Genomic DNA, 23,541 nt, shown 5'->3' on the forward strand with positions numbered 1-23,541 from the left:
TTTTCAGGACAGAGGAAGTGACGCTGATTCGCGAACAGTGCTCCAGACCTTCCGCTGCCGATGCCAGTGTGGAATAGCGGCGATGGCTCGGACATCCTTTTCCTTGATGGGATCGCGACCTGCGGTCGTCGGAGGCAGGAACAGGATCTCCTCCTGAATATCGGGAGCCAGAAGGGTGAGGTCCATGATCTGGGTGATCCGGGCGCGGGTCACGTACCCGAGTCGGGCCAGGTCGGCGAAATCGCGTACCTCGCCCCGGTCGACCATGTCCTGGAAGCGCATGGCCAGGGCCAGCAGTCGAGCGACCCGAGGAACCAGCCCAGGTGAGGTTTGTTGATCCTGCTGTTGGCCCGCTCCCTGGCGCGAGCCGTGCGGAGCCCGCCTGGAGGCCAGTGTGAAGCGCACTTCAAGCTTCGTTTCATCCATTCGAAATAATCCTCCTCTTCGTTCAGGCGGCTGTTCTCTGGCACAGTTGCTTGAGACCCTCGCTTCTGAAAGTCACCGTCACCGACTGGTCACGGCCGTCGAACCCCACTCGTTCGACGAGAATATGGATGATCTTCGCCTGCTCCTTGGAGGACAGCGAGTTCCACACCTCGTCAAAATCCGCCAATGCCTGCGTCAGATCGTTCTCTTTGACGGTCGTCTTGCCCAGCACGATGATCTCCTCCTGGATGGCCGTCATGCGCTGCTCGGTGGTGCGAATCCGCTCCTGCAAATCCGCCAGGCGGTCGGTCGCGATTTCCGAGGCCCCGGCCGGTAATTTACCGCCCAGGAGTTTTCGGACCTGGGCATGGAGCCGTTTGAGTTCCCGCTCCGCTGCTTTCCGCTCCATCTCCAGCTCATGCAGGCGGACTTCGGCTTGTTCCGTGGCCTTGGTGAGTGTGGTCGACAGGACCGCCGGGTTGGTGCCCAACCCCTTGATGTGCTGCACCACCGCGTTTTCAATGTCGTAGGCGTTGACGGATTTCGTGGGGCATTTCGCCCACCCTCGCTGCTGGGCAGTCTGGCAGACGTAATATCGGTAACTCTTGCCGTTCTTTTTATTGGCGCAGGAGTGCGTCATCCCTGTTCCGCAGGGCGTGCAGAAGATCAGCCCCTTGAGCAGCGCGCCGTACTTGTTGCGGACGAGGGTGCCGCCGTTGAGGCGATTGCGCCGCAGAATTGCCTGGACCCTCTTCCAAGTCTCCATGTCCACGATGGCTTCGTGCTCGCCTTCGTAGGTGGTCCCCTGGAACACCACCTTGCCCGTGTAGATGGGATTGGTCAGCAGTCGGAAGAGCGTGCTCTTGTTGAACGGCTTCCCGCCACGCTCCTTGCCCTTGCGGGTCACCCAACGCTTGTTGTTCCAGCCTCGGCGCTCAAGCTCCTGTGCCGAGGGGAGTAGCGACTCCAGTTCCAGGTAGAGCTGGAAGATCGCCCTGACTCGTGCGGCTTCGTCCTCGTTGACCTCCAGCCGGCCGCCGCCCTCGGCCACGTCGTAACCCAGGACAGGCATGCCGCCGACCCATTTGCCTTTTCTGCGCGCGGCCCACATCTTGTCTTTGGTCCGCTCGGCGATGATCTCGCGTTCGAACTGGGCGAAGGAGAGCAGGATGTTCAGGGTCAGCCGGCCCATGGAGTGGGTGGTGTTGAACTGCTGGGTGACCGAGACGAAACTCACGCCGTGGCGATCAAAGATCTCCATGAGGCGCGAGAAGTCGAGCAGGGAGCGGCTGAGGCGGTCCACTTTGTAGACCACGACGCAATCGATGCCGCCGGCCTCGATGTCCGCCATGAGGCGCTTGAGCGCGGGGCGCTCCAGATTGCCGCCGGAGAAGCCGCCGTCATCGTATCGATCCGGCAGGCATGTCCAGCCCTCGTGGCGTTGGCTGGCGATATAGGCCTCGGCCGATTCCCGCTGGGCGTCCAGGGTGTTGAACTCCTGCTCCAATCCCTCATCGGTGGACTTGCGGGTATAAATGGCGCAGCGGATTGCACCAGAGTCTATTTTGGCGGAAGTGGTCATTTGCGCCCTTTGTTTTTGTTCGTGGAGGCCTTGTTCAGACCGAAAAAGACGAAGCCGTTCCATTTGCCGCCGGTCACCTCACGGGCAATGGCCGTGAGCGACTTGTACCGGCGATCCTCGAACTCGAAACCATCGTCCAGCACCCGGACCACGATGTCCCGCCCTTTGTATTCCCTGTGAAGGAGCACGCCGGGGAGGGGCACTCTGGGATCATGGGCTGAAGACAAGCGGCTTTTGACAGATCGCGCTCGGGCCTCGGCCGAGCCGGGCTTCACCGGATCGCGCGGGGCGCGCATTCTGAGGTCAGCGTCCCGGGCCAGCTCCTTGGCCCGCTTGCGAGCCCGTTCCGACAGGTTACCCTCGGCCAGAGCCTGAATGCGCCAGGCGATGCGCTTTTTCAGGAAGGGCTTGTTGTTGGAGCGGGTCTCCTCGCCGAAGACATCGAGGTACTTCTCCTTCAACTCGCCCACGGTCATTCGCTCGAGGCTTTGGACCTCCTTGTACGTCTCTGGGTTCATGTGTCCTCTCCTTGCTTGGATTCTCCTGCGGCGGAGGGAGGGGCGTGCCTCTGGCCGCCAGGAGCATGAACGCTCTGTTCCGGCTGAATAGCAAGTCCATCTGCGGAAGATTCATCATTTGTTTTAATGAGTTGAGAGGCTTCTTCACGCAGGAGGCGTTGATAGCCCCTCGCAAGCAACGTTGCGATCTCTGAAATGGCGTCCTCGGCGGGAAAGGTAGGGGAGGTTGCGTCCGGCATCTGATTCTCCTTGGCCTGCGGCGAAAGGATGTGGATGCCGACCGAGTGCGCGAACGGCCCTGAGGCGCGTCGGGATCGCTGATCACCCTGGAGCAGGGCGATACGGACGACATCCACAACGTGCTCCGGCTTCCGGCCGCTGGCGCTGTCTGATGGTTCCGACCGGAGTGTTTCCGGCCTTCACCCCATACATACCGGCTGGGCGTGAAAAACGTCGGTTTGGGTGCCAATGGCGGCGGGGTTGTTAAACAACTCGCCGGGCTAAACGGAGAATTGGAGAATCAGGGGGGAGAAAGCGGGGATTTCGGAATCGATCATCGAAGGTTGCAATTGCATCTCGAGCGCATCGACCTTGGATGGAGAATCCTGTTGAAGGAGAGCCTACTGGCGCAACATGGCAAGATGCTTGCAGAAAAGACGAAAGCCCCAGGCAGTGCATGCCCAGGGCTTTCTCTTAAAGAAGAACCGTCTCGAAGTACGGTTTTGCTGTCTGGCTCCCCGGCACGGACTTGAACCGCGAACCTAGTGGTTAACAGCCACCCGCTCTGCCGATTGAGCTACCGGGGAACAAACCTCGTCGCAACGAGAGGAACCCTTTAATCAATCCCCCGGAGATGGTCAAGCGCTTTTTGCGAAACTTCGCAGGGCCGCGCGGCTCTAAGCCCAGGCCCGGGGGAGGTATTTCTTGACGACGCACGGTATTTGGCATAGTTCAAACCACGACTCCAGGCACTCTTGTTTTTTTCTAGACTTTGCATGCGACGGAGATTCGCAACTTGTCCGACGACGCACAAAAAAAGAAGATCAAACTCGCCACCAAATCGCCCCATGTGGCGCGATTCATGCCCATGCTTCAGGCCCTGGCGGCCCGGGACGAGTTGAACGAAGTCCTCAAGACGCGGGTGGAGAAGGCCTGCGCGGTTCTGGATGAGAACGCGCCGCTTTACCCCAATGATTTCCGCAAGGATACGGACCTCTCCCATATCCTTGAAAACTGCAACGACCTCGACGAGGCGGCCCTCGCCGCCTTGGGGCGGGAATACGCCCTGGCCGGACGCGTGGTCTCCCTGCGCTCCTTCGGCAAGGTGACCTTCTTTCATCTCAAGGATCCCACCGGCCGCATGCAGGTGTACGCCGCCCGAGACGACATGGGCGCGGAGAACTACCAGCGCTTCAAGAAGGTCGACATCGGCGACATCGTGGGCGTGATCGGTGACCTCTTCCGCACCAAGACCGGCGAACTGACCGTGCGGGCCAAGGACGTGCGGCTGGTGTCCAAGTCCATGCGCCCCCTGCCCGAGAAGTACCATGGCCTCAAGGACGTGGAGACCCGCTACCGCCAACGTTACGTGGACCTCATCGTGACCCCGCGCACGTCGGAGATCTTCCGGCGGCGCACCCTGATCGTCCGCGCCCTGCGCAACTACCTGGACGCCAAAGGCTTCATGGAAGTCGAAACGCCCATGATGCAGCCCATCCCGGGCGGCGCCACGGCCAAGCCCTTCGAGACCCACCACAACGCCCTGGACATGAAGCTTTACATGCGCATCGCTCCGGAGTTGTATCTCAAACGTCTTCTGGTGGGCGGGTTCGAGCGTGTGTACGAGATCAACAGAAACTTCCGCAACGAGGGCATCTCCACCCAGCACAACCCCGAGTTCACCATGCTCGAGTTCTACTGGGCCTATGCCGACTACCGCGATCTCATGGACCTCACCGAGGACATGTTCGCCCACGTGGCCCGCGAAGCCACGGGCAGTTCCGTGGTGCCCTACCAGGGGCAGGACATCGACCTCACGCCCGGGGCCTGGAAACGCGTGACATTCCATGATTCGCTGCAGACCATCGGCGGCGTATCCCCGGAGATATACACCGATTACGATCAGTGCGCGGCGCTGGTGCGCAAGAGCGGCGAGAAGGTCATCAAGGGCGAGAAGCTCGGCAAGCTCCAGGCCAAGCTCTTCGACCTCTTCGTCGAGCCCAAGCTCATTCAGCCGCACTTCATCTATCATTACCCCACGGACATCTCGCCCCTGTCTCGACGCAACGAAGACAACCCCGATCTCACGGATCGCTTCGAGATGTTCATCGCCGGTCGCGAGATGGCCAACGCCTTCTCGGAGCTGAACGATCCGGTGGACCAGAGATTGCGCTTCGAGGAGCAGGTGCGTGAGAAGGCCGCCGGAGATGAGGAGGCCCACTTCATGGACGAGGACTACGTCCGCGCCCTGGAGTACGGCATGCCTCCGGCCGCGGGCGAGGGCGTGGGCATCGACCGCTTGGTCATGCTGCTCACGGACAGCCCTTCCATTCGCGAGGTCATTCTCTTTCCGCTCCTGAGGCCCGAGGTCGGAGCCTGATGCGCGGCGGCCGCTTCGAAGCGTTCATCGCCCTGCGCTACCTCTTCGCCCTGCGCAAGCAGTCGTTCATTTCGATCATCTCGATCTGCGCGGTCTGCGGCGTGGCCCTGGGCGTGGCCGCGCTCATCGTGGTCATCGGAGTGATGAACGGCTTTTCCAAGGACTTGCGGGACAAGATTCTGGGCGTGAACGCCCATGTGATCATCAGTTCCCTGGCGGGTGGAGTCCGCGACGCCGAAGCTGTGGAGACGGCCGCCTCCCAGACGCCGGAGGTGATGGGCGTGACCCCCTTCATCTATTCCGAGGTCATGCTTTCCAGCCCGGAGGGTGTCAAGGGGATGGTCCTGCGCGGCATCGACCCGCGCACTGCCGAGAGCGTGCTGAGCCTGTCCAAGGACATGCTCGACGGCAGTCTCTCCGCACTGTCCGACGACGACCCCGACGGACGGCCCGGCATCATCATCGGCAACGAGCTGGCCAAGCGCCTGTCGCTCTCCCCGGGCATGCAGGTGAGTCTGCTCTCGCCCTCCGGGCGCCATACAGCGGCCGGCTTCCAGCCCAAGATCCGCAATTTCATCGTCCAAGGCACCTTCCGCACCGGCATGTACGAATACGACTCCTCCCTGGGGTACGTCACCGTGGAGGCGGCCCGCGATCTTCTGGGCTACAAGCCGGGCTTCGTCTCCGGCCTGGAGGTGCGGATCAAGGACGTGGATCGCGCCGAACAGGTCAGTCAGTCCCTGCGCCAGCGCCTGAGCGGTTTCCCGGTCTACGTGCGCCACTGGCAGGAGATGAACGCCAACCTCTTCGCGGCCCTCAAGCTGGAAAAGACGGCCATGTTCATCATCCTGGCCATGATCGTGCTGGTGGGCTCGTTCAGCATCGTGAACACCCTGGTCATGCTCGTCATGCAGAAGACCAAGGACATAGCCATACTCATGTCCCTTGGCGCCGAACCGTCCAGCATCAGCCGAATCTTCATGCTCCAGGGCACCTTCATCGGCGTCATCGGGACGATCCTGGGCTATGCCCTGGGTGTGCCCACCAGCCTGCTGCTCAAAAAATACCAGTTCATCAAGCTGCCGAGCGACGTCTATCCCGTGGATTACCTCCCGGTGCGCCTGGAGGCTCTGGACATGACGCTCATCGGTCTGGCGGCTCTGGCCCTCTGCTTCCTGTCCACCCTGTATCCGGCCCGGCGTGCCGCGGCGCTCAACCCGAGCGACGCCTTGCGTTATGAATAGCGAGCCGCTATATCTCCTCACCGGGGTCGGCAAGGAATACGACGGCCCCACCGAGCGCCTGCGGGTGCTGGGCAAGATCGATCTGCGCATCGAGGCCGGCGAATCCGTGGCCATCATCGGAGCCTCGGGGTCGGGCAAGACCACGCTCCTGCACATCATGGGCACCCTGGATACGCCGACGCACGGAGACGTCCGCTTCGCCGGACAATCCCTGAAGGGGCTCTCGGTCCAGAAGCGTTCGGTGTTGAGGAACCGGGACATCGGTTTCGTTTTCCAGTTCCATCACCTTTTGGCCGAGTTTTCGACCCTGGAGAACGTGGCCATGCCCGGAATCATCGGCGGCCTGGGGCGCGAGGCCTCCTTGCGACTGGCCCGCGAGGCTCTGGGGCAGGTCGGGATGGAACATCGCATGGAACATCGGGTGACCACGCTGTCCGGCGGTGAGCGCCAGCGGGCGGCCATCGCCCGGGCCATCCTGCTCAAGCCCAAGGTCGTGCTGGCCGACGAGCCCACCGGCAACCTGGACGAAAAGACGGGGCAGGCCGTGGGCGATCTGCTGGTTTCCCTGAATCGGGATTTGGGCATGACTTTTGTGGTCGTTACGCATAATGTCGATTTGGCCAGCGTCATGGGACGCCGCCTGGAGCTACGTTCGGGAGAACTCTATGCGCACTAGGAAAGCCCTTCTCGGCCTGCTTCCACTTCTCCTCCTCGCCGCTCTCGTCTTCGCTCCCGGCAGCGTTTCGGCGGCGCCTGAAAAATCCGGCGTGAAGATCGCGGTCCTGCCCTTCGAGGTGAACACGGGCGAGGATCTCGCCTACCTCAAGCAGAGCCTGCCGGATCTCCTCTCCGACCGCTTCAAGGCCGCCGGTTACGCCTTGACCGACTCCGCCGAAACCCGGGCCGCCGCCGCCCGCCTTGGCGTCATGGACGCGGCCAAGGCCCGCGAGGTGGCCCGCGCCATGGGGGCGACACACGCCATCTACGGCAGCTTCTCCCAGGTGGGCGAATCACTTTCCGTGGACGCCAAGCTCGTGGACGCCGGGGCCCAATCTCCCGTGATGCCCGTCACCGTGGTCAAACAGGGACTCATCAATCTGCTTCCGGCCCTGGACGGCGTGGTTCAGAACGTCTCCCACCTCGTCCTTTCCGGCGACACCATCGCCGAGATCGACGTGGAGGGCACCAAGGTTCTGGACAAGGACGTGATCCTCATGCGCCTGACCATGCGCAAGGGCGAGACTTACGACCCCAAGGCAGTGAACCGCGACCTGAAGACCATTTATGATCTCGGCTACTTTGACGACGTGCGCATCAAAGTGGCGGACGTGCCCGGCGGCAAGAAGATCGTCGTCGCGGTCAAGGAGCGCCCCCGCATCCAGGCCATCGGCGTCACCGGTTCGGAAAAATTCGACGCGGATGACATCACCTCGGCCATTTCAACCAAGAAGGGTGCGGTCCTCAACCCGAAAGTCCTGGCGGACGACATCAACGTGATCCGCGAGATGTACCGCAAGGACGGCTATTACAACGCCAAGATCTCGCATCAGGTCGAGACATCCGGCGATGGACAGGCGCGCCTGAATTTCGTCGTGGAAGAGGGCAAGAAGCTCTACGTCGAGAACATCCGCATCGAGGGCTGCAAGAGCCTGGACGCCGACGACATCAAGAATGGGCTGGCCGTCAAGGAAAAAGGTCTTCTCTCCTGGTTCACCAAGAGCGGCGTGCTCAAGGAGGACATGCTGGAGCGCGACGCCTCATACATCATGAGCTACTACGGCGATCACGGCTTCATTGAGGCCCGGGTCGGCAAACCCGAGGTGGAGATCAAGGAGGACCGCATCGAGGTGGTCTTCCGCGTGGAGGAGGGGCCGCGGTTCAAGACCGGCGAGATCACCTTCGAAGGCGATCTCATCACCGATCCCACGACCCTTGCCGATGTGACCAAGGCCGACGAACTGGGCGTGGACCACCAGTATTTCAACCGTTCCGTGGTGCGCGAGGACATCAAACACCTCGGTGCGTACTACAACAATTACGGCTACGCCTATGCCGAGGTGGATGTGCGCACCAACGTGCATCCCGAGGACAAGGTCGTGGACGTTATCTATGTCATCTCCAAACACCAGAAGGTTCATATCCGGCGCGTGGTGCTCGAGGGCAACACCAAGACCCGGGACAACGTCGTGCTGCGCGAGATGCGTCTGGCGGATGGCGATCAGTTCAGCGGCGAGAAGTTGCAGCGCTCCACGGAGCGTTTGAACAAGCTGAACTACTTCAGCGACGTGGATATCGAGCCCGTGCCCACGGGCGACCCCGACGAGATGGACCTCAAGGTCAAGGTCACGGACAAGCCCACGGGCAAGATCGGCGGCGGCGTCGGGTATTCGTCCTACGATGGTGTGTTTTTCGGCGGCAATGTCGGTGAGAACAACCTTTTCGGCAAGGGGTACGCGGCCAACTTCTCCGGTTACGTGAGCAAGAAGACCACCAACTACACTTTGAGTTTCCTCAATCCCAGGATCAACGACTCGCTCTGGGCCGGAATGGCCAAGGCCTACGCGGTGGAGAGCGATTTCGTGGACTTCGACCAAAACACCGTTGGCGGCACCGGCGGCGTGAGTCATCCCCTGGGCGAATACACGACGGCCTACGTCAACTACCGCCTGGACTTCTACGACATCACGGATGTCAAGGACAACGCCGCCCGTGACGTGAGGAAGTCTGCCGGTTCCCATGTGGCCAGCGTCATCAACGGTTCCATAATCCGGGACACCACGGACCGCCTGTACAACCCCACCCGGGGCAACGTGACCACGATCCTGCTGGAGAACGGCGGCGGCGTGCTCGGCGGCACCGACGAATTCATCAAAACGGGTTTTGAAAACAGCTATTACCAGACTCTGTTCGGGGATCTCGTCTTCCACGGGAAGTTCAACATCGGCTTCGTGGGCGAGAACTTCAACGGTGAGGAAATCCCGGTGGTCGAACGTTACTACCTGGGCGGCATGGACAACGTGCGCGGCTATTCCTACCGGAAGATATCCCCCCAGGATTCGGATGGTGAGCGCATGGGCGGCAACAAGAGTCTGTACACGAACCTGGAACTCATCCATCCTTTGAATAAGGACATGGGCATCTATGGCGTGACGTTTTTCGACGCCGGTGGTTCCTGGAAGGAAGGGGATTCCTATTTGAGCACTCCCACCCTGGTCCACGGCGAAATGCCGCCCCTCGGCCTGTACAAGAGCGTGGGCGGGGGCATTCGCTGGATTTCGCCTTTCGGACCGCTGCGGTTCGAGTACGGCTACGGTATCGACGACCTGTACGAAAGCTCGCACCACAAGTTTGAATTCAGCATGGGGCAGCAGTTCTAGGCCGGAAGCGTCCGGAAGCGCCCTTTGCCTTGTGCGTGGATTCGGTGTAGAGGCGTTCGGGTTTCACGGGACGACTTTCGCCGGGGAGCGGAGTTCGTCCCAATCTGTCCGGTCCCAATCCATTGAAGGAGAACACAGATGAAAAAGATTCTCGCGGCGATGCTTTTCCTCGTCTTCGCGCTTCAGGTTCCGGCCTTCGCCGGGCCGCTCAAGGTGGGCGTCGTGGATCGCGGTGCGGTGCTCAAGAAGTCCGAGCCGGGCGCCGCCGCCCTGGCAAAGCTCAAGGCCCAGTCCGAAAGCATGCGCGCCGATCTGGAGCGCCAGAAGAAGGACATCGAGAAGATGCGCGAGGATCTCCAGAAGCAGGGCATGGTCCTGTCCATGGAGGCCAAGCAGGAAAAGGATCTTCAGTTCAAGCGCCGCGTGCGTGACTTCCAGGACACCCAGGCCGGCTACGAGCAGAAGATCAAGGCCGCCGAGGCCCAGGCCCTGGACCCCGTCTGGAAGATGCTCAATGAAGTGATCCAAAATTACGCCAAGAAGAATGAGTTCACTCTGGTGCTTGAGAAGAACGACCTCATGGTTCTCTACTCCGAGTCGTCCATCGACATGGACGCGGCCGTGATCCAGGAATTGAACACCAACTGGAAGGCCAAGGGCGGCAAGTAGCATCATGCCGTTTCAGTTGAAGGAACTGGCCGAACGACTGGGCATCGAGTCACGCGGGCCGGACAAGACCATTCGGGGTGTGAACACCCTGGAGAAGGCCGGTCCCGACGAAATCGCCTTTTTGGCCAGTCCGAAGTACGCGCATCTGCTGGAGAATACCCACGCCGGGGCCGTGCTTCTCGACGAGAAGCACGGCCCGCGCGTGGAATCAGCGCTGGTCAGCGCCCACGTGCGTCTGGATTGGGCTCGGGTGGTCATGCTTTTCGCCCGTCCCCAGGGTTCCATGCGCGGTCGGCATGAACTGGCTTATGTGCATCCCGAGGCGGTGATTCATGAGTCCGCCACGGTCTATCCCTTCGCCTTCATCGGTCCAAGGGCTGAAATCGGCGCCGGAGCGACCGTTTTTCCCGGCTGTTATGTCGGCGAGGACTGCCGTGTTGGAGAGGGCAGCACCCTGTATCCCAACGTGGTGCTCATGGCGGGCACCCGGCTTGGCAGCAACGTCGTCATCCACCCCGGCACGTCCATCGGCGCGGACGGCTATGGCTACGTGCAGGGGCCGGCCGGACATGTGAAGGTGCCACAGATCGGCCGTGTGGAGATCGAGGACGACGTGGAGATCGGGGCCAACTCGGCCGTGGACCGCGCCGCCCTTGACGCCACGCGCATCGGTCGCGGCACCAAGATCGACAATCTGGTTCAGATCGCCCACAACGTGCAGATCGGCCCGTGCTGCCTGCTCGTCAGCCAAGTAGGCATCGCCGGCAGCACCACCGTGGGCGCCGGAGTGGTCATGGGCGGCCAGGCGGGTGTCGCCGACAACCTGAGCATCGGCGACGGCGCCATGCTGGCTCCCCAGGTCGGCGTGGGCCGCGACGTCCCGGCCAAGGCCGCCGTCGGCGGCTCTCCTCAGATGGAATACAACACATATCTCCGCGCCGGACTGGCTTTGCCGAAACTCCCAGAACTGCTGCACCGGGTGCGTCGGCTGGAGAAGGAGATCAAGTCGCTCAAGACGGCCCGGGAAGGAGGCCAGGATGGCTGACAAAGCCGGTGTGATCGACATCCAGCGCATACTGAGCATGCTGCCCCACCGTTATCCGTTTCTGTTGGTGGACCGGGTTACGGAGGTGGATTATCAGGCCAACACCATCACGGCCTACAAGAACGTGACCGTGAATGAGCCTTTTTTCCAGGGACATTTTCCCGGCCTGCCGGTGATGCCCGGGGTGCTCATCCTGGAAGCCCTGGCCCAGGCCGGTGGGCTTTTCGTGATGTCTCACCCCGACCTGGATCTGAACGGGAAACTTTTTCTCTTCGCCAGCGCCGACAAAGTGAAATTCCGCCGCCCGGTGGTTCCTGGGGACCAACTGTTCCTGCATGTGAGCGACTTCCGGCGGAAGATGAACCTCTGGAAGATGTCGGCCGTAGCCAAGGTGGGCGGGGAGACGGCGGCTGCGGGAGAGTTTTCCGCGGCCATGGTCAACAAGGAGAATTTTTAGTGGCCAGGAACATCCATCCCACGGCGATCATCGACAAGTCCGCCAAGGTGGGCGAGGGCACGGTCATCGGCCCGTATGTCGTCGTCGACGCGGACGTGGTCATCGGCGAGAACTGCCGCATTGAGCCCTTCGTACACATCAAGCGGTTCGTGAGCATGGGGTCGGGCAACCATATCCATTCCAACGCCTGCATCGGTGGTGAGCCCCAACATCTGGGATTTCGCGGTGAAGACACCCTGGTGGAGATCGGCGACAACAACATCATCCGCGAGAGCGTGACCATCCACCGCGGTACGGCTCAGGGCCGCGGCAAGACCATTCTGGGATCCAACTGCCTGCTTATGGCGTATGCCCACATCGCGCATGACTGCGTGGTGGGCAACAAGGTCATCCTGGCCAACTCCGTGAACTTGGCGGGTCACGTGGAGGTGGGCGACTGCGTCGTGGTCAGCGGCATGGCCGCTGTCCAGCAATGGATCAAGATCGGCGAGTACGCCTTCCTCGGCGGCGCGAGCGGCTACAACCTGGACATCCCGCCCTACATGTTGGCCCACGGTGTGCGTGGTAAGCTTTTCGGGCCCAATCTCATCGGCCTCAAACGCCACGGGTTCACGGCCGAAGCCTGCCAGGAGCTGAAGAAGGCCTATCGGATCATCTTCCGTTCCGGTCTCGGCAAGGAGGACGCCCTGGCGCGCGTGGAAGCCGAACTGCCCGATATCCCCGAGGTCGCCCGGCTGGTGGCCTTCATACGGGAAAGCAAGAACGGCGTCGCCCCGGCGTCGGCCAGCAAGAACGGCAACGGAGAATAACCGATCGCGGAGGGACCATGACCGAGACCCCGGCAGTCATCGGCCTCATTGCCGGCGGCCGTCAATACCCTCTGCTCGTGGCCCAGGGCGTCAAGGCCGCCGGGCATCCCCTGGTGGCGGTCGGATTCACCGGGCATTCCAACATGGACGTCGCCGGGCTGGCCGACGAGTTTCGCGAGATGAAACTCGGCCAGCTCGGCAAACTCATCGATTTCTTCAAACAGCACGGCGTACGTCGCGTGATCATGGCCGGGACCATCAACAAGCCCAAGGCCATGGACATCCGTCATCTGGACATGCGCGCTCTGAAGCTCGTGTTCAGGCGCAAGGACAAGGGCGATGACGCGTTGCTGCGGGCCCTGGCCGGTGAATTCGAGACCGAGGGCATGACCGTGGTTCCGGCCCACGTTTTTCTGCCCGACCTGCTCACTCCTGAAGGAGTCCTTTCCCGTCGCGCCCCGGATGAACGGGAGATGTCGGATGCGCGCTTCGCCATTGAGGTGGCCCGTGCGTTGGGGCGGTTGGACATCGGCCAATGCGTGGTGGTGCGCGAGGGCATCGTCAGCGCCGTTGAGGCGCTGGAGGGCACGGACGAAACCGTACGCCGGGGTTGCGCCCTGGGCGGACCCGGTTGCGTGGTGGCCAAGGTCTTCAAACCCGGTCAGGAAGACCGCGTGGATCTGCCGAGCATCGGCCCGGACACCCTGAGGATCATGGCTCAGGGGGGCGCGAGCTGCCTCGTCGTGGAGGCGGGCAAGAGCCTGTTTTTCGACCGCGAGGCCGCCTTGGCCGAAGCCGACCGGGCGGGCATCGCTGTCTATGGTTTTCCCGGGGCCAGGGATGAGACCCCGGGTTCCTGCTGACATGGAGGTCCGGCGGCCCACCGGAGCGTTTTCATGACCATGTTTCTGCGCGGCCTGCGCATCCTGATCGCGAGTCTTCTCTTTCTCGGCGTTTTGACCGGGGGGGGGCTTTTCCTCCTTTCCCGACATCTGGATTCCCCCGCCTTCCGTGAACGCCTCGCCGCCGAACTGCGGGCGCTTACCGGCCGCCCGGTCCTTCTGGGCGGGGATTTGCGCGTGACGGTCTTTCCCGTGCTCGGGGTGGAAGCCAAGCGCATCAGTCTGGGCAGTCCGGAGGATTTCGGAGACGTGCCCTTCGCCACGGCCGACAGACTGGTCGTGGGTCTCGGTTTGCGCCCTCTCTGGGAGCGGAGGTTGGACCTGAGCACCGTGATGCTGGACGGGGTCGCCGTGAACCTCGTGCGTCTGCCCGGCGGCCGGGGAAACTGGGAAGACTGGGGGGGGGCCTCTGTTGCTGAGGATTCCGCCGCGACGTCCTCGGGCACACCTTCGGTCTTGTCCTCCTTGCCCGCCTTCGTGGTGCGTGGTTTGGCGGTTTCCGATGCCACCGTGCGCTTCGAGGATCGCGAGAGCGGCGAGGCCGTGGTTCTCAACGGCCTGAGTCTGCGCACGGGAGCCTTCACCCTGGGACAGCCCGTGGCCTTCAGCCTGCTGGCCGACCTCGACTGGGAGGGCATGGGCCTGGACGCCCGCGCCCAACTGTCGGGCAAGATGAACACCGACTTCGAGGCTGAAAGCGGAGCCTTGTTCCAGGAAGCCGTCTTGCAGCTGGACGTGGCGGGTGGGCCGCTGCCCAAGGGGGCCAGGGCGGTTCTGCTGGCCGACCTGGACTTCGACTACCGTCTGGGCAGTCTTTCCCTGCACGATTTTCGGATGAAGACCTTGGGCCTGCAACTGGCCGGAAACGTCACGGGAAAGGATTTGTATGCCGCTCCCACCTTGGTGGGGCACTTCGAGATCAAGCCTTTCAACCCCCGCGCCTTCATGGAGCGCAATTTCCCGGACCTGAAGCTCAGGCGCGGCGACACGCTGAAGAACGCCTCGTTCAGCGCCGAGATCAAGGGTGACGCCACGTCCCTGGCCCTCACGGACATGGTCCTGGCTCTGGACGACACCCGCGTGACGGGTTCGTTGACCCAGAAGGGTTTCGCCCATCCCCGCTACGACTTTGATCTGAACGCCAACACCTTGGATCTGGAACGCTACAGTGGACTCTGGGAGGAGAAGGGTGGGGAGCGCAAGGGCGTCCAGACCGACAAGACGGAGACGGCAACCTCGGCGGGCGCGCCGTTTTTGCTGCTCCTGAAGCATCACGTCCAGGGCCGTCTGGCCCTTGGGGCGTTCCGCGCCCAAGGAATCCAGGCCGTCGATTGCCGGCTGGAGTTCGCCTCCGGCGATGGTCGGCTGAGTTCCGAACTGAAGACGGCCAAGATGCTGGGCGGGACCGTGTCCGCGGCGCTTACGGCCCAGTCCCGGAAAAATTCCGGCGTCTCCGATCTGCTGCTTGGCGCGACCCTCCGCGGCGCGGACATCGATCTGAGCCGTGTGCCGTACCTGCCCGAGCCCCGCTCCTGGCGTTTGAGCGGCAAGGGAACGGTCACGGCGAATCTCGAGCTACCCCTGTCGGACCTGTCGCGGCTGCCCACGGAACGGGAAATCATGGCGGCGCTCAAGGCCGAGGCCACGTTGTCGGCCCAGGCCGGCATGTTGAGCCTGGCGGGCAAGGGCCCGGTGGAAAAATACGACTTCAGCACCGCCGACGCCATGGTGCGCCTCGGCCCGACGCCTCAGCCCGCGCCGGGGGATGGCTTGGCCGCCAACACCGATATGAGTCTGCGCGTGGTGCGCGCCTCCCCCCGTCTGACGGCCGGGGTTCAGGTCCAGGGGGTGGTGCTTCTACCCAAGTCCGGCGGAGTGCGGTTGCGCGGCGCGGCGACGAAGATGACCCTGGCCAGCGTGTTCGGCCGGGGGGAGGAGGTCCGTGTCGATCTGTCCGGCCAGACGGACCTGGACAGCGCCGCCGAAACATTGGCCGTACGGAGCCTGAAGGCCCAAGGCATGGGCCTCGGCCTGTCCGCCGATCTGACCGGGACGAAGATTTTCAGCGACGGATACTCCCTCAGCGGCACGGCCGAGTTCCGTCAATTCAACATGCGTCGGGTGCTCAAGCTGTTCCATCTGCCGCAGCCACGCACCGCCGACCCCGGTGTTCTGGACGAACTCACCGGAACCACGGGCTTCACGCTTACGGCCAATGGCGTGGCTTGCTCCGACATGAACCTGAGCATGGACGACACGCCGCTCACCGGGCGGGTGGCGGTGACGAATTTCAATACCCCGCGAGTCACGTTCGCCGTACAGGCCGGAGCCCTGGACCTGGATCGCTATTTGCCGCCGCGGGCGAAGGGCGACCCCGCCGGGGGGGGCGGGGGCGGAACTCCCGGCAAGGCCAGGGCGCATCCCGATCCTCTGCCGTTGGATGTCCTGCGGGCGGTGAACGCCGAAGGCGAGGCCGCGTTCAAGAGCTTCAAGGCCTACAACATCACGCTCAAGAACGTGAAGCTGGGCCTCAAGGCCGCCGGAGGCGACCTGCGGCTCAAGCCGCTGAGCGGGGCATTTTACGGCGGGCGTCTGGATGGGGGGGTGACCCTCAAGGCCGACCCGAAGTCTCTGGCCGCTTCCCTGAATTTGGAAGCCCGGGAGTTTCAGAGCGGCCCCTTTCTGCAAGACGCCATTGAAAAGGAATACCTGCGCGGGGCCACGAACCTTTCCTTGGGTTTGACCGCCTTCGGCGCCACGGACACGGACTTGCTGCGTACCCTGGGAGGTTCCGTGAAGCTTGAGATGGGCGAAGGATCCTACCGGCTTTTCGGCCTGGGAACCGCGTCGGACAGCGCCGCCCGCACCAGTTTCAACAGCCTTGAAGCCTCCTTCAAGGTCCACCAGGGAGTCTTCTCCACCAACGACTTCGCCATGCGGGGATCGCTGGTCTCGGCCACGGGCAAGGGGCAGTTCAGTCTGGCCGAGGAAACCATCGAGATGACGATCAACGCCACCCTGGTTGCCACGCCGAACGTGCCCATCCGGGTCTACGGCGACCTCTATGACCCGAGCTTCGCCTTGCCGCCGGTGAAGCTCCTGAACAACACCGTGCAGGATCTTCTCGGAGTTCCCGCCAAGTCTCTCAAGCTGCTCAAGGATCTTGTCTTCTGAAGCACAGTTGCATCGCGCGTCTGCGTCGGTGTAGAGTCGCCGCAAGGAGCGGACCATGACCGAAGACTCGGCGGGAACGGGGCTGGACAAAGTCCAGGCCAACCTGAAGCGGCATTTCAACCGGGATATCTGGGTTGGAGCCGGGGGAGGCTCGGGCGAGGGAGTCTTCGGACGGGCGCTCAACGCGGTTTCGCGCTGGAGCTATCTCGTGGCCAGCGGGTTCTTCGAGAACCAGTGTCTGATCCGGGCCTCGGCCCTGACCTTCACGACGATCCTGTCCATTGTGCCGTTCCTGGCCGTGGCTTTCGCCATTTCCAAGGGCTTCGGCATGCAGAACACGGAATTCGTCCGGGGGCTGCTCCTGCGCATCACCGGCGACCGCGCCGAGGTGGTGGAGAAGATTCTGAGCTACATCGCCAACACCAACGTGCGTACCCTGGGCTGGCTCGGCGTGGCCACCCTCCTGGCCACGGTCTTCTCCATGGTCGGCACGGTGGAGAAGGCCTTCAACACCATCTGGGGGGTGCGTCGGGGGCGTACGCCCTGGCGCAAGTTCACGGACTTCTTCTCCGTTATCCTGGTCTGCCCGTTGATCATTCTGGTCTCGGCCAGCCTGACCGTCAGCCTGCGCAAGAGCGACATTGTCCGGGAACTGCTTTCCGTCTCGGTCATCGGCGGGCTGGAAGGCCTCGTGCTCCAGATCGTGCCCGTCCTGCTCATCTCACTGGCCTTCACCTTCGCCTACGCCTTCATCCCCAACACCCCCGTTCGCCTCTCCGCCGCGGCCGTCGGGGGCTTCGTCGCCGGCGTGCTTTGGCAGTCCGCCCAGTGGGGCTACATCAACTGGCAGATCGGCGTGACCAAGTACAACGCCATTTACGGCAGTTTCGCCCAGTTGCCGCTGCTCCTGATCTGGCTCTACATCAGCTGGGTCATCGTCCTGCTCGGGGCGGAAATGGCCCACGCGCAGCAGAACCTGAACACCTTCACCACCCGGCGGTTCCTGGGCCGGGCCAGCCTGGAGGAACGGCAGAAGGTGGCCCTGTTGCTCATGCTCGTCGCCACCCGGCGCTTTCTCGACGGCGAGGCCCCGGCCGCCATGGGTGAGTTGGCCCGCCGCTTGGCCGTGCCGGTGGAACTGGTGGGGGATCTCTGCGCGCGTCTGGTCGCCGCCGGGCTCATCGTCCTCGGCGGGGAGAACAGTCGGGCCGAAGTGGCCCTGGCCCTCAATCCCGAGCGCATCCGCGTCTTCGAGATCCTGGACGCCATGGCGGGTCGCGTCCCCTTCCAGGAACGCTTCGATCTGACGGGCGGGCGCTTCCGTTTCGTGGACGAAACCTTCGACGCCCTGCGCCACGCGGCCCAGGACAGCCCGGCCAACCTCACCCTGTCGGAATATTCGACCCGGCTTGATCCCGGGAGCGGCGCGGACGCCTCCGCCGAATCCGTTCCCGAGGCTTGATCCGATTGGTCAGCGCCCCGGACGTCCCGGGGGATCGCTGGAGCGGAAGGCCCCCCCCAGGAGATAATGGGCGGTCTTGGCCGTCTCCAAAAGCACGAGCAGGGCCGAGCGCCGGTCCTTCCACCAGCGTTCGGCCAAAGCCTCGCGCGGGTCGGGGCAGGCCAGGATTTCACTTTCGGGAAAGATGCGGGAAAAGACCAGCTTGGCCCGGCGGCAGTGGAAGGGGCCGGTCACCAGGAGCAGCGTGCGCGGGGGAGAGGGCAGCGCGCCGCGCAGGGCCTCGGCCTCCTCCACCGTGCTCACCACGCCGTTGCCGTACAAATGCACCGCCTCCCGGGGTACGCCCTTGAGGGCCAGGGCCTGCTGGACATAGTCCTCCTCGCGGGTGAAGCGCAGGCCGAGGGCGGGCAGATCCTTGTGCGGGAGAAATTCCACCCGGCTCACATAGAGCGCCGGGGAGAATCCCTGCTTGTAGAGTTCCGCCCCATAGATGGCGCGTACCGGGTTGCCGCCCAGGAGCACGATGGCGTCCGCCGCCTTGGGCGCGTCGCCGGATTCCATCAGACGTCCCAGGAAGGGAAAAACGGCGGCCGCCAGCAGGGTGACGAACAGGGCCAGTCCCCCCAGCACGAGCAGGATTCCCTTCAGCAGCCGCATGTTCACTCTCGTCCGGCGGGGTAGACCGCCTCGTAACGGGCCTTGAGTTCGGCCAAGCGCCCCTGTTCCACGGCCTGCCTGGCCTGGGTCGCGAGATCCAGGAAGAAGGTCAGGTTGTGGATGGTGTTCAGGCGGTAGGAGAGCAGTTCGCGGGAGACGTAGAGGTGGCGCAGATAGGCCCGCGAGAAATGGGTGCAGGCGTAGCAGCGGCAGGCCGGGTCCAGGGGACCGTCGTCCTCGCGGTATTCCGCGCGCTTGATGTTCACCTTGCCGAGAGAGGTGAAGAGCGTGCCGTTGCGGGCGTTGCGCGTGGGCAGGACGCAATCGAACATGTCCACTCCGGCTTCGATGCCGGTGAGGATGTCCATGGGGGTGCCCACGCCCATGAGGTAGCGCGGCTTGTCGGCGGGCAGCATGGGCGCGATGTGGCGCAGGATGGAGTACATTTCGGCCGTGGACTCGCCCACCGAGAGACCGCCTATGGCGAAGCCGTCGAAGGGGATCTCGGCCAGTTGGGCCAGGCTCCTTTCGCGCAAGTCCAGATGGAAGCCGCCCTGGGTGATGCCGAAGAGCAGCTGGTCGCCGGAACCCTTGGGGTAGGCCTCGCGGCAGCGTCGGGCCCAGCGCGTGGTCAGCTCCAGGGATCGGGCCGTGTACTCGCGGTCCGCGCCGAAGGCCACGCATTCGTCCAGGACCATCATGATGTCCGAACCCAGATTCCTCTGGATGGAGACGACCTTTTCCGGGGAGAAGAAATGCTTGGAGCCGTCGATATGCGAACGGAACTCCACGCCCTCTTCGCTGATGCGCCGGATGTCCTGGAGGCTGAAGACCTGGAAGCCGCCGGAATCGGTGAGGATGGGGCCGTCCCAGCCCATGAATTCATGCAGGCCGCCGCGCCGGGCCACCAACTCGTCCCCGGGCCGCAGGTAGAGGTGGTAGGTGTTGCCGAGCAGAATCTGCGTCCCGGCTTCCTTGAGGTCGCGGGGGCAGACGCTCTTGACCGAGCCCACGGTGCCCACGGGCATGAAGGCCGGGGTCTGGACCACCCCGTGGGCCGTGACCAGGGAGGCCCGCCGGGCTTGGCCGTCGCGCGCCAGGATGGTGAATTCGCCGGGGCGGGTCATCGGGAGACTCCGTTCTTCGGGCAGATGTCGGCCAGGATGCAGTCCGCGCAGTGCGGCTTGCGGGCCTGGCAGACCTCGCGGCCGTAGTAGACCAGGAAGTGGTTCACGTCGCCCCAGGCCTCGCGCGGGAAGAGCGGCATGAGATCCTTCTCGATGACCAGCGGGTTGTCGCTCTCGGTGAACCCCAGGCGGAAGGCCAGACGCGTCACGTGGGTGTCCACGGCGATGCCCTCATGCATGCCGAAGGAGTTGGAGAGCACGATGTTGGCGGTCTTGCGGGCTACCCCGGGCAGGGTGGTCAGCTCGGCCATGCTCCGGGGCACCTCGCCGCCGAAGCGCTCCATGATGAGCGTTGCGGCGGCCTTGAGGTTCTTGGCCTTGTTGCGGAAAAAACCCGTGGAGCGGATCACATCCTCGATCTCGTCCTGCCCGGCGCGGGACAGTTCCGCCGGGCCGGGCCAACGGCGGAAGAGTTCCGGCGTGACCTTGTTCACGCGCGCGTCCGTGCATTGAGCCGCCAGCACGGTGGCCGTCAGGAGTTCCCACGGGCCGGTGTGGTCCAGGGCGGGCTCGGGATGGGGATAGCGCAGGCGCAGACGCTTGAGGACTGCGGCGGCGCGTTCGGGGCGTTCGTTTTTCGGCATGCCGGGGTGGTAGCATCTCACGGCCCGGGGCTCAAGGCTCGACGAGGCACTTTTCCGTTGCAATGGAGCGCGAAGATTGTATCTTGGCTTCAGCGCGCGGCGCTTTTTCCGGAGGAATGAGATGAAACGTCTGATCTGTTTGGTGATCGCCCTCTATGCCGGGTTGGTTCTGGCCTCCTTCGGCATGGCCGCGGACGAGGCCAAGGATCTGGTGAACAATACGTGTTCCAACTGCCATTCCATGTCCAGGGTCTGCGACCGTCTGGGGCGGCTGGATTCGGCCGCATGGTCCGGAATCGTGGCCCGCATGCGCGGGCACGGGGCGTCCCTGGACGCCGGGCAGCAGGATCTGGTGGCCGAGTACCTCGGCGGCCTCAAGCCGGACAAGGCGACCTTCTGCAACTAGCATGGCCGAGATATTCGTCTACGTCACCTGTGAGAGCCCGGAGCAGGCCGAGGCCATCGGCGCTGCCTTGGTGGAGCGCAGGCTCTGCGCCTGCGTGAACATCCTGCCCGGTATGCGCTCCCTGTATTGGTGGAAGGGCAAGCTGGAGCGCGGCGACGAGACCGTGCTCGTGGCCAAGACCCGCGACTCCTTGCTCGACCCTCTCACGGAGGCGATCAAGGCCCTGCATTCCTACGAGGTTCCCTGCGTGGTGGCCCTGCCCATCCTGGGCGGCAACCCTGATTTTCTGCGTTGGATCGCGGACGAGACGTCTCCGTCCGCCGGATAGGACCGATTCATGGACCGGGGCCCTTTCCGCGGCCGCCGGAACGCATGCACGATGGAGGACCCATGCGCATACTGGTCTGCGGCTCCCTGGCATTCGACCGCATCATGCCCTTCCCCGGGCGTTTTTCCGAGCACATCCTGCCGGACAAGATCCACATTCTGAATGTCTGCTTCCTGGTCAACGGAGTGGAGGAGAAGTTCGGCGGCACCGCCGGGAACATCGCCTACAGCCTGGCGCTGCTGGGTGAGAAGCCTGTCATCGTGGGCTGCGCCGGCAAGGACTTTGGGCCGTATGACGCCTGGCTCGCGAAACTCGGGCTGTCCCGGGAGGGCATCCGGCGCATCGAGGACGAGCACACCGCCGGAGCCTACATCACCACCGACCTTTCGGACAACCAGATCACCGGCTTCAACCCCGGGGCCATGAAGCACCCCTCGAACTTCGATTTCTCCGGCTGCAATCCGTCGGATACCCTGGCGATCATCTCTCCCACCAACGTCACGGACATGATTGAGTATCCCCGGGCTCTCCGCAAGCTGGGCATTCCCTATATCTTCGACCCGGGCCAGCAGATCCCGGCCCTGTCCGGGCCGGACATGCTCGAGGCCATCACCGGCTCGTTCATGCTCGTGACCAATGACTACGAACTGGAAATGGTCATGAAGGCCACGGGGCAGAAGCGCGAGGAGCTGAAAGAGCGCACCGTGTTTCTGGTCACCACTCTGGGCGAGCAGGGCTCCCTGGTGGCTGGAGGCGGCGCCGAGACCCGAGTGCCCGCAGCGCCGGTGGACGCGGCCCTGGACCCCACGGGAGCGGGCGACGCGTTTCGCGCCGGGCTGCTCAAGGGCTTGGCCCTGGGCAAGGACGTGCCCGAGGCGGCCCGGCTGGGTTCGGTCTGCGCGGCCTATGCCGTGGAGCGCAAGGGCACCCAGGAGCATACCTTCACCTTCGAGGAGTTCCGCGCCCGCTATCAGGGGATATTCGGCTCCCTGTCCTGAGGCGCGCCGGCCTCCGGCCGGAAAGGAGGCGTCATGACCGATCTCGCGACGGCGGCCCTGGAGGCTTATCTCAAGGAAGCCTTCGGCTCCGACGCCGTCCTGCTGCATGTGGGCCGTATCGGTCGCCCGGAGGAGCAGGGCATGAAGGCCCTGGGCTACGGCAAGCCCCTCCTGGTGCGCTTCCGGGCCGGAGGGCGGGAACGCGAGACCGTGCTCTCGACCATGCGCGGGGACAAGTATGGCCACCAGTTCTACTGGGATCGCGCCGCGATCCTCCTCTTCCAGTATGAAACATCGGCCGCCCTGGAACGCCACGTCAAGCCCCTCGGCGTGGGCTACGTGGACGCCCGGGGCGGCCTGACGCCCCTGCATGAGCCGGTCGAGTTCTTCATCCTCAACGAGAAGCTCGAGGGCCACGACTACTTCAAGGATTTGGAACGCATCCGGGGCGGCGATTTTCGTCCCTCGGACGAAGCCCTGGCCCGGGAGTTCGCCCGTTGGCTGGCGCGCATTCACGCGGCCGGGAAGGACGACCCCGATCTCTATTACCGCGCGGTGCGCAACCTCATCGGCTCGGACGAATGCATCATGGGCCTCATCGACGAGGCCTTTCCCCACCCCTATCCGGATTTCCCGGAGCAGCGCTTCTTGGACATGGAAAAGCGCGTCATAGACTGGCGCTGGAAGCTGAAACGCTATTCCCATCGACTCCGCGCGGTGCATGGCGACTTCCATCCCTGGAACGTGTTGGTGGACGACGCGGGCGGCTTCCGGGTTCTGGACCGCAGCCGGGGAGAGTGGGGCGAGCCCGCCGGGGACGTCTGCACCATGGCCATGAACTATCTGCTCTTCGGCCTCTACAACGAGCCCCGGCTGTCCGGCGCCTTCGAACGGCTCTACCGGGTCTACTTCGAGGAGTACCTGAGCCTGACCAACGACCACGAGGCCCTGGAAGTGATGGCTCCGTTCTTCGTCTTCCGAGGGCTGGTGGTGGCCTCGCCGGAGTGGTACCCGAACCATCCCCCGGCGGTGCGGCGCGGTCTGCTGCGCTTTCTGCTGAACGTCCTGGAGGACGAGGTTTTCGACTGGGAGCATGTGAACCGCTACATGGAGTGAG

22 protein-coding genes and 1 tRNA gene are annotated in these 23,541 nt (G+C 63.5%); 15 read left to right on the forward strand and 8 right to left on the reverse strand.

Going from position 1 to position 23,541, the window contains the following annotated elements; genetic code table 11:
- Window positions 1-3: 3 nt before the first annotated feature.
- From H587_RS0100915 to H587_RS0100930, 5 genes are all read right to left on the reverse strand, one after another.
- The gene (locus H587_RS0100915) at window positions 4-426 is read right to left on the reverse strand and encodes a hypothetical protein (RefSeq protein ID WP_027174647.1); all 423 of its coding nucleotides are present in this window, start codon (window positions 424-426) and stop codon (window positions 4-6) included.
- Between the two features lie 22 nt (window positions 427-448).
- Window positions 449-2,008: a recombinase family protein gene (locus H587_RS0100920; protein ID WP_027174648.1), complete on the reverse strand. Its 1,560-nt coding sequence runs from the start codon at window positions 2,006-2,008 to the stop codon at window positions 449-451.
- On the reverse strand, window positions 2,005-2,526 hold the full coding sequence (locus H587_RS0100925; protein ID WP_027174649.1) for a DUF2924 domain-containing protein: 522 nt from the start codon (window positions 2,524-2,526) through the stop codon (window positions 2,005-2,007). Before H587_RS0100925 ends, H587_RS0100920 begins: the two co-directional genes overlap by 4 nt.
- Window positions 2,523-2,882 carry a hypothetical protein gene (locus H587_RS20435; protein ID WP_156904409.1) on the reverse strand — a complete coding sequence of 120 codons (360 nt, stop codon included), beginning with the start codon at window positions 2,880-2,882 and terminating at the stop codon, window positions 2,523-2,525. The genes H587_RS0100925 and H587_RS20435 overlap by 4 nt, the downstream gene beginning before the upstream one ends.
- 374 nt (window positions 2,883-3,256) lie before the next feature.
- Window positions 3,257-3,332 (reverse strand) — tRNA-Asn (locus H587_RS0100930).
- A 281-nt stretch (window positions 3,333-3,613) separates the two neighbouring features.
- On the opposite strand from H587_RS0100930, the gene lysS reads away from it, so the two are divergent.
- The 11 genes from lysS to H587_RS16815 all read left to right on the forward strand — a co-directional run bounded on the left by lysS (window position 3,614) and on the right by H587_RS16815 (window position 18,264).
- Complete coding sequence (lysS, locus tag H587_RS0100935) at window positions 3,614-5,125, forward strand: lysine--tRNA ligase (RefSeq protein ID WP_084630335.1); 1,512 nt, start codon at window positions 3,614-3,616, stop codon at window positions 5,123-5,125.
- Complete coding sequence (locus H587_RS0100940; RefSeq protein ID WP_034608383.1) at window positions 5,125-6,369, forward strand: lipoprotein-releasing ABC transporter permease subunit; 1,245 nt, start codon at window positions 5,125-5,127, stop codon at window positions 6,367-6,369. Before lysS ends, H587_RS0100940 begins: the two co-directional genes overlap by 1 nt.
- Window positions 6,362-7,045, forward strand: coding sequence for an ABC transporter ATP-binding protein (locus tag H587_RS0100945; RefSeq protein ID WP_027174652.1), 684 nt, complete (start codon window positions 6,362-6,364; stop codon window positions 7,043-7,045). The genes H587_RS0100940 and H587_RS0100945 overlap by 8 nt, the downstream gene beginning before the upstream one ends.
- Complete coding sequence (bamA, locus tag H587_RS0100950) at window positions 7,035-9,746, forward strand: outer membrane protein assembly factor BamA (RefSeq protein ID WP_027174653.1); 2,712 nt, start codon at window positions 7,035-7,037, stop codon at window positions 9,744-9,746. Before H587_RS0100945 ends, bamA begins: the two co-directional genes overlap by 11 nt.
- Window positions 9,747-9,884: 138 nt before the next feature.
- On the forward strand, window positions 9,885-10,415 hold the full coding sequence (locus H587_RS0100955) for an OmpH/Skp family outer membrane protein (RefSeq protein WP_027174654.1): 531 nt from the start codon (window positions 9,885-9,887) through the stop codon (window positions 10,413-10,415).
- 4 nt (window positions 10,416-10,419) lie between these two features.
- On the forward strand, window positions 10,420-11,460 hold the full coding sequence (gene lpxD / locus H587_RS0100960; RefSeq protein WP_027174655.1) for a UDP-3-O-(3-hydroxymyristoyl)glucosamine N-acyltransferase: 1,041 nt from the start codon (window positions 10,420-10,422) through the stop codon (window positions 11,458-11,460).
- Window positions 11,453-11,917, forward strand: coding sequence for a 3-hydroxyacyl-ACP dehydratase FabZ (gene fabZ / locus H587_RS0100965; protein ID WP_027174656.1), 465 nt, complete (start codon window positions 11,453-11,455; stop codon window positions 11,915-11,917). The genes lpxD and fabZ overlap by 8 nt, the downstream gene beginning before the upstream one ends.
- A complete protein-coding gene (gene lpxA / locus H587_RS0100970; RefSeq protein ID WP_027174657.1) occupies window positions 11,917-12,726 on the forward strand; it encodes an acyl-ACP--UDP-N-acetylglucosamine O-acyltransferase in 810 nt (269 codons plus the stop codon). Before fabZ ends, lpxA begins: the two co-directional genes overlap by 1 nt.
- Before the next feature lie 17 nt (window positions 12,727-12,743).
- Window positions 12,744-13,589 carry an LpxI family protein gene (locus H587_RS0100975; RefSeq protein ID WP_027174658.1) on the forward strand — a complete coding sequence of 282 codons (846 nt, stop codon included), beginning with the start codon at window positions 12,744-12,746 and terminating at the stop codon, window positions 13,587-13,589.
- A 33-nt stretch (window positions 13,590-13,622) separates the two neighbouring features.
- Window positions 13,623-16,802, forward strand: a complete 3,180-nt coding sequence (locus tag H587_RS0100980; RefSeq protein ID WP_027174659.1) for an AsmA family protein — start codon at window positions 13,623-13,625, stop codon at window positions 16,800-16,802.
- Between the two features lie 55 nt (window positions 16,803-16,857).
- On the forward strand, window positions 16,858-18,264 hold the full coding sequence (locus tag H587_RS16815) for a YihY/virulence factor BrkB family protein (protein ID WP_034608384.1): 1,407 nt from the start codon (window positions 16,858-16,860) through the stop codon (window positions 18,262-18,264).
- A 9-nt stretch (window positions 18,265-18,273) separates the two neighbouring features.
- On the opposite strand, the gene H587_RS16820 is transcribed toward H587_RS16815, so the two are convergent.
- The 3 genes from H587_RS16820 to nth are packed head-to-tail and all read right to left on the reverse strand — an operon-like array spanning window position 18,274 to window position 20,692.
- Entirely contained in the window at window positions 18,274-18,921 is a 648-nt protein-coding gene (locus tag H587_RS16820) for a YdcF family protein (RefSeq protein ID WP_051202353.1), read from the reverse strand.
- 2 nt (window positions 18,922-18,923) lie between these two features.
- Complete coding sequence (gene tgt, locus H587_RS0100995) at window positions 18,924-20,048, reverse strand: tRNA guanosine(34) transglycosylase Tgt (RefSeq protein ID WP_027174660.1); 1,125 nt, start codon at window positions 20,046-20,048, stop codon at window positions 18,924-18,926.
- Window positions 20,045-20,692, reverse strand: a complete 648-nt coding sequence (gene nth / locus H587_RS0101000) for an endonuclease III (RefSeq protein ID WP_027174661.1) — start codon at window positions 20,690-20,692, stop codon at window positions 20,045-20,047. The genes tgt and nth overlap by 4 nt, the downstream gene beginning before the upstream one ends.
- 121 nt (window positions 20,693-20,813) lie before the next feature.
- Here nth and H587_RS16825 point away from each other — a divergent pair, with 121 nt between their 5' ends.
- The 4 genes from H587_RS16825 (at window position 20,814) to H587_RS0101020 (ending at window position 23,540) form a co-directional block, all read left to right on the forward strand.
- Window positions 20,814-21,098: a hypothetical protein gene (locus H587_RS16825; RefSeq protein WP_051202354.1), complete on the forward strand. Its 285-nt coding sequence runs from the start codon at window positions 20,814-20,816 to the stop codon at window positions 21,096-21,098.
- A 1-nt stretch (window position 21,099) separates the two neighbouring features.
- Complete coding sequence (cutA, locus tag H587_RS0101010) at window positions 21,100-21,426, forward strand: divalent-cation tolerance protein CutA (protein ID WP_027174662.1); 327 nt, start codon at window positions 21,100-21,102, stop codon at window positions 21,424-21,426.
- Between the two features lie 62 nt (window positions 21,427-21,488).
- A complete protein-coding gene (locus tag H587_RS0101015) occupies window positions 21,489-22,424 on the forward strand; it encodes a carbohydrate kinase family protein (RefSeq protein WP_027174663.1) in 936 nt (311 codons plus the stop codon).
- A gap of 33 nt (window positions 22,425-22,457) precedes the next feature.
- Window positions 22,458-23,540: an aminoglycoside phosphotransferase family protein gene (locus H587_RS0101020; RefSeq protein WP_027174664.1), complete on the forward strand. Its 1,083-nt coding sequence runs from the start codon at window positions 22,458-22,460 to the stop codon at window positions 23,538-23,540.
- The last annotated feature ends 1 nt before the right edge of the window (window position 23,541 follow it).

The organism is Desulfovibrio aminophilus DSM 12254 (genome assembly GCF_000422565.1).
Classification (GTDB): Bacteria; Desulfobacterota; Desulfovibrionia; order Desulfovibrionales; family Desulfovibrionaceae; genus Aminidesulfovibrio; species Aminidesulfovibrio aminophilus.